The organism is Paracoccus homiensis (assembly GCF_900111675.1).
Classification (GTDB): Bacteria; Pseudomonadota; Alphaproteobacteria; order Rhodobacterales; family Rhodobacteraceae; genus Paracoccus; species Paracoccus homiensis.
On sequence record NZ_FOHO01000003.1, the window covers coordinates 359,678 to 373,426 of the forward strand.

Consider the following 13,749-nt stretch of genomic DNA (forward strand, 5'->3'; position numbering starts at 1 on the left):
AGACAGCAGGCGCGCCATGACCGACCGTTTCCAATTTACCCTGAATGCCACCGACGGTGCCGCGCGTACCGGCGTCATCGACACGCCTCGCGGCCAGATCCGGACCCCCGCCTTCATGCCGGTGGGTACGGCGGCCACCGTCAAGGCGATGATGCCGGAATCGGTGCGTGAAACCGGGGCCGATATCCTGCTGGGCAATACCTATCACCTGATGCTGCGCCCCGGCGCCGAGCGGGTCGACCGTCTGGGCGGTCTGCACCGTTTCATGAACTGGGATCGCCCGATCCTGACCGACAGCGGCGGCTTTCAGGTCATGAGCCTTGCCAGCCTGCGCAAGCTGACCGAAGAGGGTGTGACCTTCGCCAGCCATATCGACGGCAGCAAGCATGTTCTGACGCCCGAACGCAGCATGGAAATCCAGCGCCTTCTGGGCAGCGATATCGTCATGGCCTTTGACGAATGCCCCGCGCTGCCCGCCTCCGAAGAAGAGGTCGCGAACTCGATGCGCTTGTCGATGCGGTGGGCGCAGCGGTCGCGCGATGCCTTCGGCGACCGTCCGGGCCATGCGCTGTTCGGGATCATGCAGGGCGGCGTGACCCGCGACCTGCGCGAGGAATCGGCCAAGGCCCTGACCGGGATCGGCTTTGACGGCTATGCCGTCGGCGGTCTTGCCGTGGGCGAGGGGCAAGAGGCGATGTTCGGCGTGCTGGATTATGCGCCCGGTTTCCTGCCGCAGGACAAGCCGCGCTATCTGATGGGTGTGGGCAAGCCCGACGATATCGTGGGCGCGGTGCAGCGCGGGATCGACATGATGGATTGCGTGCTGCCGTCGCGTTCGGGGCGCACCGGGCAGGCATGGACCCGTCGCGGTCAGGTCAACATCAAGAATGCCCGTCATCAGGACGATCCGCGCCCCCTGGACGAAAACTGCACCTGCCCGGCCTGCCGCAGCTATTCGCGGGGCTATCTGCATCACGTCTTTCGCGCGGGCGAGATGATCAGCGGCATGCTGCTGACCTGGCACAACCTGCATTATTATCAGGAACTGATGGCGGGGTTGCGGGCGGCCATCGCGGAAGGGCGGCTGGACGGCTTTGTCGCCGATTTCCACGCGGCACGGGCAGAGGGCGATATCGAGCCTTTGGCCTGAGTCCCGCGCGGCGGGGGCTTTCCATCGTGGCACAATCGCTTTAAGTCACGAATTTGGCGGACGAACCGCCCGTGAAGAAAGTTGCCCATGAGCCAAGATATAACAACGATTACGCAGACCGAGGAACTTGCCCGGTTCTGCGAGGCGGCCAAGGCCGCCCCTTATGTCACCGTCGATACCGAATTCCTGCGCGAGCGGACCTATTGGTCCAAGCTGTGCCTGATTCAGCTGGCCATCCCGCCGGCGTCCAGCGCCAAGGAACCCGGCGGTCAGGCCGTGCTGGTGGATCCGCTGGCCGATGGCCTGTCGCTGGAACCGCTTTACGATCTGTTCCGCCACAAGGACACGGTGAAGGTGTTTCACGCCGCGCGGCAGGATCTGGAGATTTTCTTCCACGACGCCAAGCTGTTTCCCGAACCCTTGTTCGACACGCAGGTCGCGGCGATGGTCTGCGGCTTTGGCGAGCAGGTCGGCTATGAAACGCTGGTTCGCAAGATCGCCAAGGCCAATCTGGACAAGTCGTCGCGCTTTACCGACTGGTCGCGCAGGCCGCTGTCGGATGCGCAGAAAGCCTATGCGCTGGCCGATGTGACGCATCTGCGGGTGATCTACGAATTTCTGGCCGAACAGCTGCGCAAGAATGACCGCGAAAGCTGGCTGGTCGAAGAGGTCGGCGTTCTGGAAGACCCCGAGACCTATATCAATCGCCCCGAAGAGGCCTGGCTGAAGGTGCGTACGCGCACCAATTCGCCCCGGTTCCTGGCCATCCTGCGCGAGCTTGCCAAGTTCCGCGAAGCCTATGCCCAGGCACGCGACATCCCCCGGTCGCGCGTGTTCAAGGATGACGCGATGATCGAGATCGCCTCGACCAAACCCGCGACCGAGGCCGATCTGGGCCGGTCGCGCCTGTTGCTGCGCGAGGCCCGCAAGGGCGATATCGCCGCCGGGATCATCGCCGCCGTGAAGGCCGGGTTGGAAGCCAAGGATCTTCCGCAGCCCAAGAAGGACGAACCCGGCAAGCCCGGCAATGCCGCGCTGTCGGATCTGTTGCGCGTGCTATTGAAGGCCAAGGCCGACGCGGCGGGGGTGGCGCCCAAGCTGATCGCGGCCTCGTCGGATCTTGATGCGATCGCCACGGGCGAGCGTGATCTGCCGGCGCTGCATGGCTGGCGGGCCGAGGTGTTCGGCCGCGACGCGCTGCGGCTTGCGGCGGGTGAGATCGCGCTATCGGCCGAAAACGGCGCCGTGCGCGTCGTTCCGGCGCGGTGATCCGATGCGGGATAGGATCAGCCTGGGCCGACCCTATCCCGACGATATCGACAGCATTGTCGCCGCCATGCGCGATCCGGATGTCAGCGGCTGGCTGACCTCGGTTCCCGCAGGTTATGGCCCCGATGACGCGGCGCAGTTCATTGCCGTGGCGGGGGCCGATGAATATGCGATCCGCGTCGATGGCGATCTGGCGGGGATGCTGCGCGCGGGATCTAGTTTCGGCATCTGGGTCATGCCCGGCTATCAGCGCAGCGGTGTCGGGCTGCGGGCCTCGGTTCTGGGGTTAAGCCGCTATTTCCGCGACAGCGGCGCGGCGCATGTCCGCGCGGTCTATCTTGACGGCAATCACCGCAGCGCCGCCCTGCTGGCGCGACTGGGCTTTCAGGACCGGGGCGCGACGCGAACCTGGTCGCGGGCACGGCAGGCCGATCTGCCGGGGCGCAGCCTGCGCCTGTCGCGTGCCGATTTCGAGGCGCGTCACCAGATGCGGCTGATCACGCCGCGGCTGGTGATCGACGGCTATCGCGATGCCGATGCGCCCGCGCTTCACGGCATCGTCACACGACCCGCAGTTGCGCGCATGTTGCAGCGATTTCGCCCCGACATGACGGTTGCCGAAGTCGCGGCATTGTTCACGGCAGAGGCGCTGTGGCCGCCGCTGCGACTGGTCGCGCGTTATCGCGGGCAGGTGATCGGATCAGTTGGCGTGACCGACGATCCCGTGCCGGCGCTGCGCTATTTCATCGACCCGGACCATGCCGAGCAGGGCTTGGGGCAGGAAATGGTCGGGGCGTTCCTGTCGGAATATGTCGCGCGTTTTGATCCGCCGGCGTTTCAGGCAGAGGTGTTCGATGACAACCCGGCCTCGATGCTGATTCTGCGCAATCTGGGCTTTCAGCGCAGCGACGATGTCAGCCGCCGTTCGCCCGGTCGCGACGGCGAGATCCCTGCGGGCGTGTTCCACTGGCGGCGCAGGGGTGGCGCCTAGCTGTCGCTGCCGGAAATCACGCGAAAGCTGGCGCGGCGGGCTTCGGGTGTGTCGGGGGCCTGCGGCTTGGGCGTGCCGGGCTCTGCCGGGCGAAACCTGGCGCGTGGCGGTTCGGCAAAGCCCGCCGCCGAGGGCGAGGGCTGCATCGCGACGGCGCCGTCAAAGACCGGGCTGACGCGATCGTCGGTGATGTCGAAACGGCGCGGGGCCGCGCCCAGATCACCGCGCGTGACCAGACAGCCAAGCGCCCGGTTCACATCGCCCAGATCGGATTTCAGCGGCAACAGCAGCAGGCGCGCCGACAGTTCCGGGCGGGCGTAATCGGCGGGGGCATACAGCCAGAATTCTGCGATCTGCGGGGCCTTGAACACGGTTTCCAGCACATCGGAAAAGCGCCCGCGCGACGGGGCGCTGATGACCGAACACATCGGCATGCCGCGGACTTCCATGCCCATCAGGTCGATCAGATGCTGACCGGCAAGCCGGAAACGCGCCGCGCCGGGGGCGATGCGTTCAAGGATGAAGGAATAGTCAAGAATGCGGCGGATGCCCTGTGGTGCGACATCCGATCTTGCGGGGACTGAACGGCCCTGACGCAGAGATTGCCAGTACTCGCGCATTTCCAGCAGCAGGTGATCGGGCTGGGCGCGTTCGCTGCTGGCCAGTGAAATCAGACGCCCCGCCGGTTTGTCGCGCGGCGGCTCTGACTGCTGAGCGTCGAATTTTTCCTGATCAGACACGATTCCATCCCTTACCGAAAGCGCCAAAGGGATGGTTCACCACACGCATCCGGGCGTTAATTGGTGAGACAAACATACAGTCAGACAGCGCCTGTGCCGAGTCGTTTCCTAACAATTGGTTAAGTTCATCTTGTGGTTGTGTATCGCGGGCGCCGGGGGCAGATGCGGGCTTGACCCCTTGGCGTCGCTGGTCCATCCCGACGCGCAGGCAAGATTACGAAAGAAGGTGCCCCATGGATCGGACCGGGCTGCTGATCATTCTGTCCTCCCCGTCGGGGGCCGGCAAGTCCACCCTGGCGCGTCGATTGATGGATTGGGATCCAAGCCTGCGCTTTTCCGTCTCGGCCACGACCCGCGCCCCCCGCTCGGGCGAGGTCGAGGGTGAGCATTACTATTTCACCAGTGTCGATCAGTTCCGCGCCATGGTCGCCCAGGATCAGATGCTGGAACATGCCGAGGTCTTCGGCAATTACTATGGCAGCCCGCGCGGACCGGTGGAAACCGCGATGCGCGAGGGGCGAGATACGCTGTTCGACGTGGACTGGCAGGGCGGGCAGCAGATCCGTGCCTCGGCGCTTGGGGGACATGTAGTGTCGATCTTTGTGCTGCCGCCGTCGCTGCCGGAACTGGAACGCCGCCTGCGCGGGCGCGGACAGGACAGCGAAGAGGTGATCGCGGGGCGCATGCTGAAAAGCCGGGCCGAGATCAGTCACTGGGCCGAATACGATTATGTGCTGGTCAATGACGATCTGGACGAAACCGAGGCCAAGCTGCGCGCCATCCTGACGGCCGAACGGCTGCGCCGCGACCGGCAGGGCGGTCTGGGTGCCTTTGTGAAGGATCTGATGGCCGAGGAAACGGCATGATCTGGGAACTGGACGGGGTCGCGCCCGACATCGCCGGTTCCGCCTGGGTGGCGCCGGATGCGCAGGTGATGGGGCGTGTGACGCTGAAACCCGGCAGCTCGGTCTGGTGGGGGGCGGTGCTGCGCGGCGACAACGAGGAAATCCGTCTGGGCCAGGGCAGCAACCTGCAAGACCTGTGCGTCTGTCACACCGATCCGGGGCATCCGCTGATCATCGGGCGCAACTGTACCATCGGCCATCGGGCGATCCTGCATGGGTGCCAGATCGGCGACGGTGCGCTGGTCGGCATGGGGGCCACGATCCTGAATGGTGCGCGTATCGGGGCCGGTGCGCTGATCGGGGCCGGCGCATTGATCGCGGAGGGCAAGGAAATTCCGCCCGGTGCGCTGGTCATGGGCGCCCCCGGCAAGGTCGTCCGGCAACTTGACGAAGCCGCGCAACGGAACCTTCTGGCCTCGGCCGAGCGGTATCGCGCGAATGCGGCGCGGTTCCGGGCAGGGTTACGGCGGGTCGAATGAAACCGGCGGCACAGCGGCGATTGGCGGGATTTCTGGATGGCGTTCCCATCGCCATGCTGGCTGTGGATCATCATTCGCGCGTCGTCGCCTCGAATGTGGCGGCACGCAGCCTGTTCGGGATCGATCCGCAGGATCGGCCCTTTGTCACCGTTCTGCGCCATCCTGTCGTCGTTCAGGCCGTCGACTGGGTGCTGGACCCCGAAAAGAACCGCGCCCCGGTGCCCGATCCGGTGCTGCCGGCGCCGCCCGAAGGCGTCGTCACGCTGCGGGCGAACCTGTCTGCCGATGGCCGCGATTTCGCGTCCGAGGTGACGGTCGCGCCGCTGCCCTCGGAATTCGGGCGCGGGGCGACGGTGGCCATTCTGGATCATTCGGTCGCGGAAGAGGCCGAACAGGTCCGCCGCGATTTCGTCGCCAATGTCAGCCATGAACTGAAAACGCCGCTGACCGCGATGACCGGTTTCATCGAAACCCTGCGCGGTCCCGCCCGCAATGACGCCAAGGCCCGCGACCGCTTTCTTGACATCATGGAAAGCGAGGCTGCGCGCATGAACCGTCTGGTCAGCGATCTTCTGTCGCTGAGCCGCGTTCAGGCCGAGGAGCGCCGCCGCCCCTCGGGTCGGGTTGATCTGCCGATGCTGCTGCGCGGTGTCGCCGCGACCATGCAGCCCAGTGCAGAAGCCGCCGATTGCACGATCGAGACGCTGGGTCTGGACGGATCGCTGACCATTCCGGGCGATGCCGACCAACTGGTGCAGGTATTCCAGAACCTGATCCAGAACGCGCTGAAATACGGGGCCTCGGGTGGGTTGGTGCGGATCGTGCTGAAGCGCATCGACCACGAACCGCTGCTGCGCGGTCCGGGATGGTCGGCCACGATCGAGGATCGCGGCGAGGGGATCGACGACATGCATCTGCCGCGCCTGACAGAACGGTTCTACCGTATCGACACCCACCGCTCGCGCGCGCAGGGCGGCACCGGGTTGGGCCTTGCCATCGTCAAGCATATCGTGAACCGCCATCGCGGCCGGATGCGGATCGAAAGCCGCAAGGGCGAAGGCAGCCGCTTCACCGTCATTCTTCCTGAAGGGACGAAACGGGGATAGCCCCTCGCGTCCAAGACTTAGCCTGCCTATATGCAGCCTGCCATCACCAAGGAGCCCTCGATGTCCACCACCCCCGCACATGACCCCGCCAAGCTGGCCGCCGCCCGGGCCGCCGTCGCCTTGGTGCAGGATGGAATGAAACTGGGGCTGGGCACCGGCTCGACCGCCAGCATCATGGTCGAGGTCCTTGCCGAACGCGTCAAGGCCGAAGGGCTGAGCCTGCGTTGTGCCGCGACCTCGAAGGCGACCGCCGATCTGGCAGAAAGCCTTGGCCTGCGGATCGAATCGCTGGACCAGATCGGCTGGCTGGACATGACCATCGACGGCGCCGACGAGGTCGATCCCGACCTGCATCTGATCAAGGGCGGTGGCGGCGCGCATCTGCGCGAAAAGATCGTGGCCGCCGCCAGCGACCGCATGGTCGTCATCGCCGATCCGGGCAAGGTGGTGGATCAGCTGGGTCAGTTCCCCTTGCCGGTCGAGGTGCTGCAATTCGGTTTTGAAACCACCCGCACGCTGATCCGCCGCGCACTGAGCGATCTGGGCCTGGGCGATCACGACGTGCTGCAGCGCCTGAAGGGCGATGATTACTGGGTGACGGATGAGGGCAACTGGATCCTGGACCTGCATCTGCAGGCGATCCCCGATGCACCCGCGCTGGCCCATGCGCTGGCGGCGATTCCGGGCGTCGTGGAACAGGGCCTGTTTCTGGGCATGTGCGAATTGGCGATCATCGGCAAGCCCGACGGCACCGTGGTCAAACTGAACCGGTCCGAAGGGATCGACGCGGATCTGCTGGCTGGCGAAAGGACCTGAGCGAGATGACATTCGACTATGACCTGTTTGTAATCGGCGGCGGCTCGGGCGGCGTCCGGGCCGCGCGTGTGGCGGCGGGCGAATATGGCGCCAAGGTCGGCCTTGCCGAGGAAAGCCGCATGGGCGGCACTTGCGTCATCCGTGGCTGCGTACCGAAAAAGCTGATGGTCTTTGCCTCGACCGCCGGGGCCATGGCCGAAGAGATGCGCGGCTATGGCTGGGCCGATGCCGAAGCGGGCGAGTTCAACTGGGACATGTTCCGCGAAAAGCTGACGACGGAACTGGATCGCCTGGAGCGCGCCTATACCAGCAACGCCGAACGTGCCGGCGTCGAGATCCATCACCAGCGTGCCAAGCTGGCCGATCACCATACCGTGGAACTGGCCGACGGCACCCGCAAGACCGCGAAGCATATCCTGATCGCGGTCGGCGGCCGTCCGGTCAAGCTGAACATTCCGGGCGAAGAGCTGGGCCTGATTTCGGATGATCTGTTCCTGCTGGAAAAATTGCCGCGTCGGGCGCTGCTGATCGGCGGCGGGTTCATCGCCTGTGAATTCGCCACGATCCTGAACGGGCTGGGCGTCCAGACCGTTCAGGCCTATCGCGGCGAAATGGTGCTGCGCGGTTTTGACAACGAGGGGCGCGAACATGCGACCCAGCAGCTGAAGGATGTGGGCATCGACCTGCGTCTGGGGCTGGCGCCCACCAAGCTGGAAAAGCAGGGTGATCGCATCTGCGTGCATTTCGACGATGACAGCAGTGAAACCTTCGACGCGGTGTTCTTCTGCACCGGTCGCGCGCCCTATGTGTGGGATCTGGGGCTGGAAAACACGGCCGTCAAACAGCATCCGAACGGCGCGATCACAGTGGATGAGTGGTCGCAGACCTCGGTTCCCTCGATCTTCGCCGTCGGCGATGTGACCGACCGCGTGAACCTGACGCCGGTGGCGATCCGTGAAGGCCATTCCTTCGTCGATACCGTGTTCGGGAACAAGCCGCGCAACGTCAATCACGACATGATCGCAAGCGCCGTCTATCTGCGTCCGCATGAGCTGGGCTCGATCGGACTGACCGAAGAACAGGCCAGGGATCGCGGCGCGGTCGATATCTACAGCACCGTGTTCCGGCCGATGAAGTCGATGTTCGCAGGCTCGGACGCGCGGACGATGATGAAGCTGCTGGTCGATCCGAACACCGATAAGGTGCTGGGTTGTCACATCTTTGGCCCCGAGGCGGGCGAGATGATCCAGCTGGCCGCGATCCCGATCACGATGGGGGCGACCAAGGCGCAGTTCGATGCGACGATGGCGGTTCACCCGACCGCCGCCGAGGAACTGGTGACGATGCGCAATCCCAGCCGCCGCCACCATCCGGGCACCGAATAGGCGCGGCGGCTTGCCGCAGCAGCCATGCAAACAGGGCAGGGCAGGGTTGACATTTCTGCCCCTGACCCCAGTTTGCAACAGACGGAATTGACAGGGAAAGAAGGTCGACAAGATGGCAAATCAGGGCCCTTGGGGCGGTGGCGGCAATGGTGGCGGGGATGACGGGGATCGCGACAAGCGTCCCGGCAACCGTCCTTGGGGCGACCAACAGCCCCCGCAGGGCGGTCCGCGCCGACCCGGTCAGGATCAGATGCCCGAAATCGAGGACCTGATGAAAAAGGGCCAGGAACGGCTGCGCGTTCTGATGGGCGGCCGCGGTGGCGGTGGCAATCAGGGCGGCGGCGGCGGTCGTGGCCCCGCGGGTCCGGGCTTTGGCCTGAACCGCACCACGCTGGCCATCGGTGCCCTGGTCGCCGTGTCGGTCTGGGCTTTCTCCAGCTTTTACCGGGTGCAGACCAACGAAAAATCGGTCGAATTCCTGTTCGGCCGCGCCGTTGCCGTGGGCACCGAAGGTCTGAACTTTGCCCCGTGGCCCTTCGTCACCGCCGAGGTCGTGTCGGTCACCAATGAACGCGTGACCGAAATCGGCACCGGGCGTTCGGGTCCGATGGATAACGGGCTAATGCTGACCCGCGACCAGAATATCGTGGACATGGAATATCAGGTGGTCTGGAATATCTCGGACCCTGAAAAATTCCTGTTCAACCTTGCCGATCCGGCGGACACGATCCGCGCCGTTGCCGAATCCGCGATGCGCGACATCATCGCCCGGTCGGAACTGGCGCCGATTCTGAACCGCGATCGCGGCACCATCGCCAATGATCTGAAGGACGCCGTTCAACGCACGCTGGACGCCTATCAGTCGGGGATCAACGTGGTCCGTGTCAACCTTGACCGTGCCGACCCGCCCGGCGAGGTGATCGACGCCTTCCGCGAGGTGCAGGCCGCACAGCAGGAACGCGACCGTCTGGAAAAAGAGGCCGATGCCTATGCCAACCGCGTTCTGGCCGAGGCCCGCGGTCAGGCGGCCGCGCTGGTCGAGCAGGCCGAGGGTTATCGCGCGCAGGCCGTGAACACCGCACAGGGTGAGGCCGCGCGCTTCAACTCGGTCTATGAGGAATATGTAAAGGCGCCCGAAGTGACGCGGCGCCGGATGTATCTGGAAACGATGGAGAAAGTTCTGGGCGACGTCGACAAGGTCATTCTGGACGAACAGGGGCAGGGATCGGGCGTCGTGCCCTATCTGCCGCTGGATCAGCTGCGCCGTTCGGGCGGCTCGGGTAACGGTTCGACCGGAGGTGACAACTGATGGCACGCAATCTGAAACTGTCTGCACTGGCCATTCCGGTTCTGGTCGTCGCCGGTGTCGTCGGCATGGCCTCGATCTTTATCGTGGACGAACGCGAAAAGGCGCTGGTCCTGCGTCTTGGCCGGGTCGTATCGGTCAAGGAAACGCCGGGGCTGGGCTTCAAGGTGCCTTTCCTCGACAATGTGGTGAATTACGACGACCGCATTCTTGGCCTGCCGACCACGCCGCTGGAGGTCACGCCGCTGGATGATCGCCGTCTGGTCGTGGACGCCTTTGCCCGCTGGCGGATCACCGATCCGGTGCGCTTCCGTCAGGCCGTGGGCACCGGCGGCGTGCAGGCCGCGCAGGGCCGGTTGGAGCCGATCGTGAACGCCGCCATCCGCGAGGTTCTGGGCTCGGTTCCGTCGACCACCGTGCTGTCGGACGACCGGACCGCGCTGATGAACCAGATCCGCGACGAGGCCCGCAACAATTCGGCGGGGCTGGGCGTGGAAATCATCGACGTGCGCCTGACCCGCACCGACCTGCCCGAGCAGAACCTGAACGCGACCTATGCCCGGATGCGGGCCGAGCGTCAGCGTGAGGCCGCGGATGAAATCGCCCGTGGTGGCGAGGCCGCGCAGCGCGTTCGCGCCGCTGCCGACCGGACCGTGGTCGAACTGACCTCCGAGGCGCAGAAGCGTGCCGACATCATTCGCGGTGAGGCGGATGCACAGCGGAACGCCGTTTATGCCGATGCCTTCGGTCGCGACCCTGAGTTCTTTGCATTCACCCGGTCGATGACCTCGTATGAGCGTGCTTTGCAGGGCGGAAATACGCAGCTGGTCATCGATCCCAGCGGCGAATTCTTCACCTACCTGTCGAATGACGGGGCTGACAGCGCGAACCCGCCCTCGGAGCCGGTGCCGCCGGGTGATCGTGCCCAGCAGCAGCTGGGCCAGACTCAACCGGGCGGTCAGCCGCAGGACGGCGAGGATCTGGTGACCCCGCAGGTGACCGACCGCGAAGGCAAGCCCTTGGGTGAGGCCGCAGGCGTCAAGCTGACCCCGGTTCCCGAAAGCCTTGTGACCCCGCCGCAGCAGGAATCCGAGGTCGTCTCGCCCGAGGCAGATGTCGCGGCCCCCGAGCCGGCAGAGGACAGCGCCCCCGAGGAAGAACCTCAGGAACCGGCGCAGGGCAACTAAGCCATCGGATGGGCGGATCGTCAGGATCCGCCCATTTTGTTTCGGCGGTTGCAATACTTGTCACGATCAGTTCACATCATGAGAGCGTGGTTTATTTGCAACGGCGCGACAGATCGGGTTCCTTGTGGCTTATGTCCCGGCGGCGGACCAACAGCCGCAAATATCCAGAAAAATGAGGACACTCAGCATGAAATCGCTTTCTCCTCGGCATCTTCTGACCGCATCGGCAGTGGCATTGACGATGGGCCTGGGAATTGCTGGCGCACAGCAGGCAACCGATGTCTCGCCCGAGGCGAGCCGTCAGGCGCAAGAGGCCGCCAACAACAATCAGCCGCTTTCGGTCACGACGGATCAGGCCAGCGCGCCCGGCGTCATGCCACAAAGCTTTGCCGATCTGGTTGAACAGGTCGCCCCGGCGGTCGTCAATATCACCACCACCTCGGTCGTGTCGCAGCCGACGGGCGGTCCCGGTTTTCCCGAAGGCAGCCCGTTTTCGGATCTGTTCCGCGATTTCGGCTTTCCCGGCATGCCCGGCCCCGATGGTCAGCGCCGGCCACAGCGCTCGAACGCGCTGGGTTCTGGTTTCGTGATTTCCGCCGATGGCTATATCGTCACTAATAATCATGTGATCGACGGTGCCGACGAGATCGAGATCGAATTCTATGCCGGCAATACCCTGCCAGCCGAAGTGGTGGGCACCGATCCCAATACCGATGTCGCGCTGCTGAAGGTCAAAAGCGATGATGCGCTGCCCTTCGTGAAATTCGGCAACTCGGATGATGCGCGGGTGGGCGACTGGGTGCTTGCCCTGGGCAACCCGCTGGGGCAGGGATTTTCGGCAAGTTCGGGCATCGTATCCGCGCGAAATCGAGAATTGTCAGGGACTTACGACGATTACCTACAGACCGATGCCGCGATCAACCGTGGCAACTCCGGCGGTCCGCTATTCAATCTGAACGGCGAGGTGATCGGCGTGAACACGGCGATCCTGTCGCCCAATGGCGGCTCGATCGGGATCGGCTTTTCGATGGCGGCCAATGTCGTCAGCAAGGTCGTCGATCAGCTGCGCGAATATGGCGAAACCCGTCGCGGCTGGCTGGGCGTCAAGATCCAGGACGTGACCCCAGATATGGCCGAAGCGCTGGCCCTGACGGCCAGCGAAGGCGCGATGGTCACCGATGTGCCCGACGGCCCCGCCAAGGATGCCGGAATGCAGGCGGGTGACGTGATCATCAGCTTTGATGGCGGCGCGGTCGAGGATACCCGCCAACTGGTCCGCCGTGTAGCCGAGGCGCCGGCGGGTGAGGCTGTCGATGTGGTCGTGCTGCGCAATGGCGACGAACGGACCTTGCAGGTCACGCTGGGACGCCGCGAGGTCGCCGAAGGGACCAGCAACGCGCCTGTTACTTCGACCACGCCGGGTGAACAGGACCTGCTGGGCATGACCGTCGCCACGATCACGCCTGAAATCGCCGCGGAACTGGGATTGTCGCGCGACGCACAGGGCCTTGTCGTCAAGACGACCGATCCCGAAGGGGTTGCCGCGGAAAAGGGGCTGGCGCCGGGCGATCTGATCGTCGAAGCCGGGCAGCAGCCGGTCACCTCGCTTGAGGAACTGGAAGAAAGCGTCGCCGCCGCGCGTGAAGCGGGGCGCAAGTCGGTTCTGCTGCTGATCCGCCGCGCCGGAGAGCCACGCTTTGTCGCGTTGCCGGTGCAGGAATAACAGGATCGAAAGATGAACGGGGCGGGCCTGACGGGCCCGCCCCTTTTCAATGGGCGCGGCTTGTCCTAATTGAGCCCGAAGCGAGGAAGGCGGACATATGGCAAAGATTACCTATATCGAGCATGACGGCACCCAGCACGAGGTTGATGTGAAACCCGGCATGACGGTGATGGAAGGGGCGCGCGACAACGGCATTCCCGGCATCGATGCAGATTGCGGCGGCGCCTGCGCCTGTTCCACCTGCCATGTCTATGTCGATCCCGCCTGGCTGGACAAGCTGCCCGCCAAGGATCCGATGGAAGAGGACATGCTGGATTTCGCCTATGAACCCGATCCCGCACGGTCCCGGCTGACCTGCCAGATCAAGGTCACGGACGAATTGGACGGTCTGGTCGTCCAGATGCCGGAACGGCAGATCTGACCCGGTTTCACATGGCAGACGAGGGGGCGGCAGGGGCCGCCCTTTTTCATGTCTGGATCATTCGCTGCGAATCGCGGCCGCGCAGGTAAATGTACTTATCCCCTTTAGGTTGTGTGGAAATGGTTAACCTTATCCTTGGGATTGCCGCGACCTGACGGACATATCCCAAAAGCTAGGTCCGGGGGCTGTTCTTTAAAGTTTTAGCGATGTTCCGGAAGGCAGTTCGGTGCTAACCTGTCCTTGGTCAGGTGGTGTTGTTTTTCTCCATCCG

General features: G+C 64.4%; 13 protein-coding genes. 12 read left to right on the top strand and 1 reads right to left on the bottom strand.

What is annotated here, in order from left to right; all coding sequences use genetic code 11:
- Nucleotides 1-16: 16 nt before the first annotated feature.
- From tgt to BMX67_RS06440, 3 genes are all read left to right on the top strand, one after another.
- Nucleotides 17-1,150 (top strand): tRNA guanosine(34) transglycosylase Tgt, encoded by a 1,134-nt coding sequence (tgt, locus tag BMX67_RS06430; protein ID WP_090733400.1) that lies wholly within the window; start codon nucleotides 17-19, stop codon nucleotides 1,148-1,150.
- 99 nt (nucleotides 1,151-1,249) lie between these two features.
- On the top strand, nucleotides 1,250-2,419 hold the full coding sequence (rnd, locus tag BMX67_RS06435; RefSeq protein ID WP_090733553.1) for a ribonuclease D: 1,170 nt from the start codon (nucleotides 1,250-1,252) through the stop codon (nucleotides 2,417-2,419).
- A gap of 4 nt (nucleotides 2,420-2,423) precedes the next feature.
- Nucleotides 2,424-3,410, top strand: coding sequence for a GNAT family N-acetyltransferase (locus BMX67_RS06440; protein ID WP_175479828.1), 987 nt, complete (start codon nucleotides 2,424-2,426; stop codon nucleotides 3,408-3,410).
- On the opposite strand, the gene BMX67_RS06445 is transcribed toward BMX67_RS06440, so the two are convergent.
- A complete protein-coding gene (locus BMX67_RS06445) occupies nucleotides 3,407-4,150 on the bottom strand; it encodes a PAS domain-containing protein (protein ID WP_245739237.1) in 744 nt (247 codons plus the stop codon). The genes BMX67_RS06440 and BMX67_RS06445 overlap by 4 nt on opposite strands.
- A 233-nt stretch (nucleotides 4,151-4,383) precedes the next feature.
- Between BMX67_RS06445 and gmk the strand changes: the two genes are divergently transcribed.
- The 9 genes from gmk to BMX67_RS06490 all read left to right on the top strand — a co-directional run bounded on the left by gmk (nucleotide 4,384) and on the right by BMX67_RS06490 (nucleotide 13,478).
- The gene (gene gmk / locus BMX67_RS06450) at nucleotides 4,384-5,016 is read left to right on the top strand and encodes a guanylate kinase (RefSeq protein ID WP_090733404.1); all 633 of its coding nucleotides are present in this window, start codon (nucleotides 4,384-4,386) and stop codon (nucleotides 5,014-5,016) included.
- Nucleotides 5,013-5,534, top strand: coding sequence for a gamma carbonic anhydrase family protein (locus BMX67_RS06455; protein ID WP_090733406.1), 522 nt, complete (start codon nucleotides 5,013-5,015; stop codon nucleotides 5,532-5,534). The genes gmk and BMX67_RS06455 overlap by 4 nt, the downstream gene beginning before the upstream one ends.
- Entirely contained in the window at nucleotides 5,531-6,640 is a 1,110-nt protein-coding gene (locus BMX67_RS06460; protein WP_245739239.1) for a sensor histidine kinase, read from the top strand. Before BMX67_RS06455 ends, BMX67_RS06460 begins: the two co-directional genes overlap by 4 nt.
- A 60-nt stretch (nucleotides 6,641-6,700) precedes the next feature.
- Nucleotides 6,701-7,456 carry a ribose-5-phosphate isomerase RpiA gene (rpiA, locus tag BMX67_RS06465; protein ID WP_090733558.1) on the top strand — a complete coding sequence of 252 codons (756 nt, stop codon included), beginning with the start codon at nucleotides 6,701-6,703 and terminating at the stop codon, nucleotides 7,454-7,456.
- A gap of 5 nt (nucleotides 7,457-7,461) precedes the next feature.
- Nucleotides 7,462-8,841 (top strand): glutathione-disulfide reductase, encoded by a 1,380-nt coding sequence (gene gorA / locus BMX67_RS06470; RefSeq protein ID WP_090733408.1) that lies wholly within the window; start codon nucleotides 7,462-7,464, stop codon nucleotides 8,839-8,841.
- 112 nt (nucleotides 8,842-8,953) lie between these two features.
- Nucleotides 8,954-10,150 carry an FtsH protease activity modulator HflK gene (hflK, locus tag BMX67_RS06475; protein WP_090733410.1) on the top strand — a complete coding sequence of 399 codons (1,197 nt, stop codon included), beginning with the start codon at nucleotides 8,954-8,956 and terminating at the stop codon, nucleotides 10,148-10,150.
- Between the two features lie 11 nt (nucleotides 10,151-10,161).
- A complete protein-coding gene (gene hflC / locus BMX67_RS06480) occupies nucleotides 10,162-11,334 on the top strand; it encodes a protease modulator HflC (protein ID WP_090733560.1) in 1,173 nt (390 codons plus the stop codon).
- Between the two features lie 187 nt (nucleotides 11,335-11,521).
- On the top strand, nucleotides 11,522-13,057 hold the full coding sequence (locus BMX67_RS06485) for a DegQ family serine endoprotease (protein WP_090733411.1): 1,536 nt from the start codon (nucleotides 11,522-11,524) through the stop codon (nucleotides 13,055-13,057).
- Nucleotides 13,058-13,154: 97 nt separating this feature from the next.
- Nucleotides 13,155-13,478: a 2Fe-2S iron-sulfur cluster-binding protein gene (locus BMX67_RS06490; RefSeq protein ID WP_090733412.1), complete on the top strand. Its 324-nt coding sequence runs from the start codon at nucleotides 13,155-13,157 to the stop codon at nucleotides 13,476-13,478.
- The last annotated feature ends 271 nt before the right edge of the window (nucleotides 13,479-13,749 follow it).

Bases quoted from the DNA above. Each gene is read 5' to 3' on its own strand.
- tgt (WP_090733400.1), top strand. From the start codon at position 17: ATGACCGACCGTTTCCAATTTACCCTGAATGCCACCGACGGTGCCGCG.
- BMX67_RS06440 (WP_175479828.1), top strand. From the start codon at position 2,424: ATGCGGGATAGGATCAGCCTGGGCCGACCCTATCCCGACGATATCGAC.
- gmk (WP_090733404.1), top strand. From the start codon at position 4,384: ATGGATCGGACCGGGCTGCTGATCATTCTGTCCTCCCCGTCGGGGGCC.
- BMX67_RS06455 (WP_090733406.1), top strand. From the start codon at position 5,013: ATGATCTGGGAACTGGACGGGGTCGCGCCCGACATCGCCGGTTCCGCC.
- BMX67_RS06460 (WP_245739239.1), top strand. From the start codon at position 5,531: ATGAAACCGGCGGCACAGCGGCGATTGGCGGGATTTCTGGATGGCGTT.
- rpiA (WP_090733558.1), top strand. From the start codon at position 6,701: ATGTCCACCACCCCCGCACATGACCCCGCCAAGCTGGCCGCCGCCCGG.
- gorA (WP_090733408.1), top strand. From the start codon at position 7,462: ATGACATTCGACTATGACCTGTTTGTAATCGGCGGCGGCTCGGGCGGC.
- hflK (WP_090733410.1), top strand. From the start codon at position 8,954: ATGGCAAATCAGGGCCCTTGGGGCGGTGGCGGCAATGGTGGCGGGGAT.
- BMX67_RS06485 (WP_090733411.1), top strand. From the start codon at position 11,522: ATGAAATCGCTTTCTCCTCGGCATCTTCTGACCGCATCGGCAGTGGCA.
- BMX67_RS06490 (WP_090733412.1), top strand. From the start codon at position 13,155: ATGGCAAAGATTACCTATATCGAGCATGACGGCACCCAGCACGAGGTT.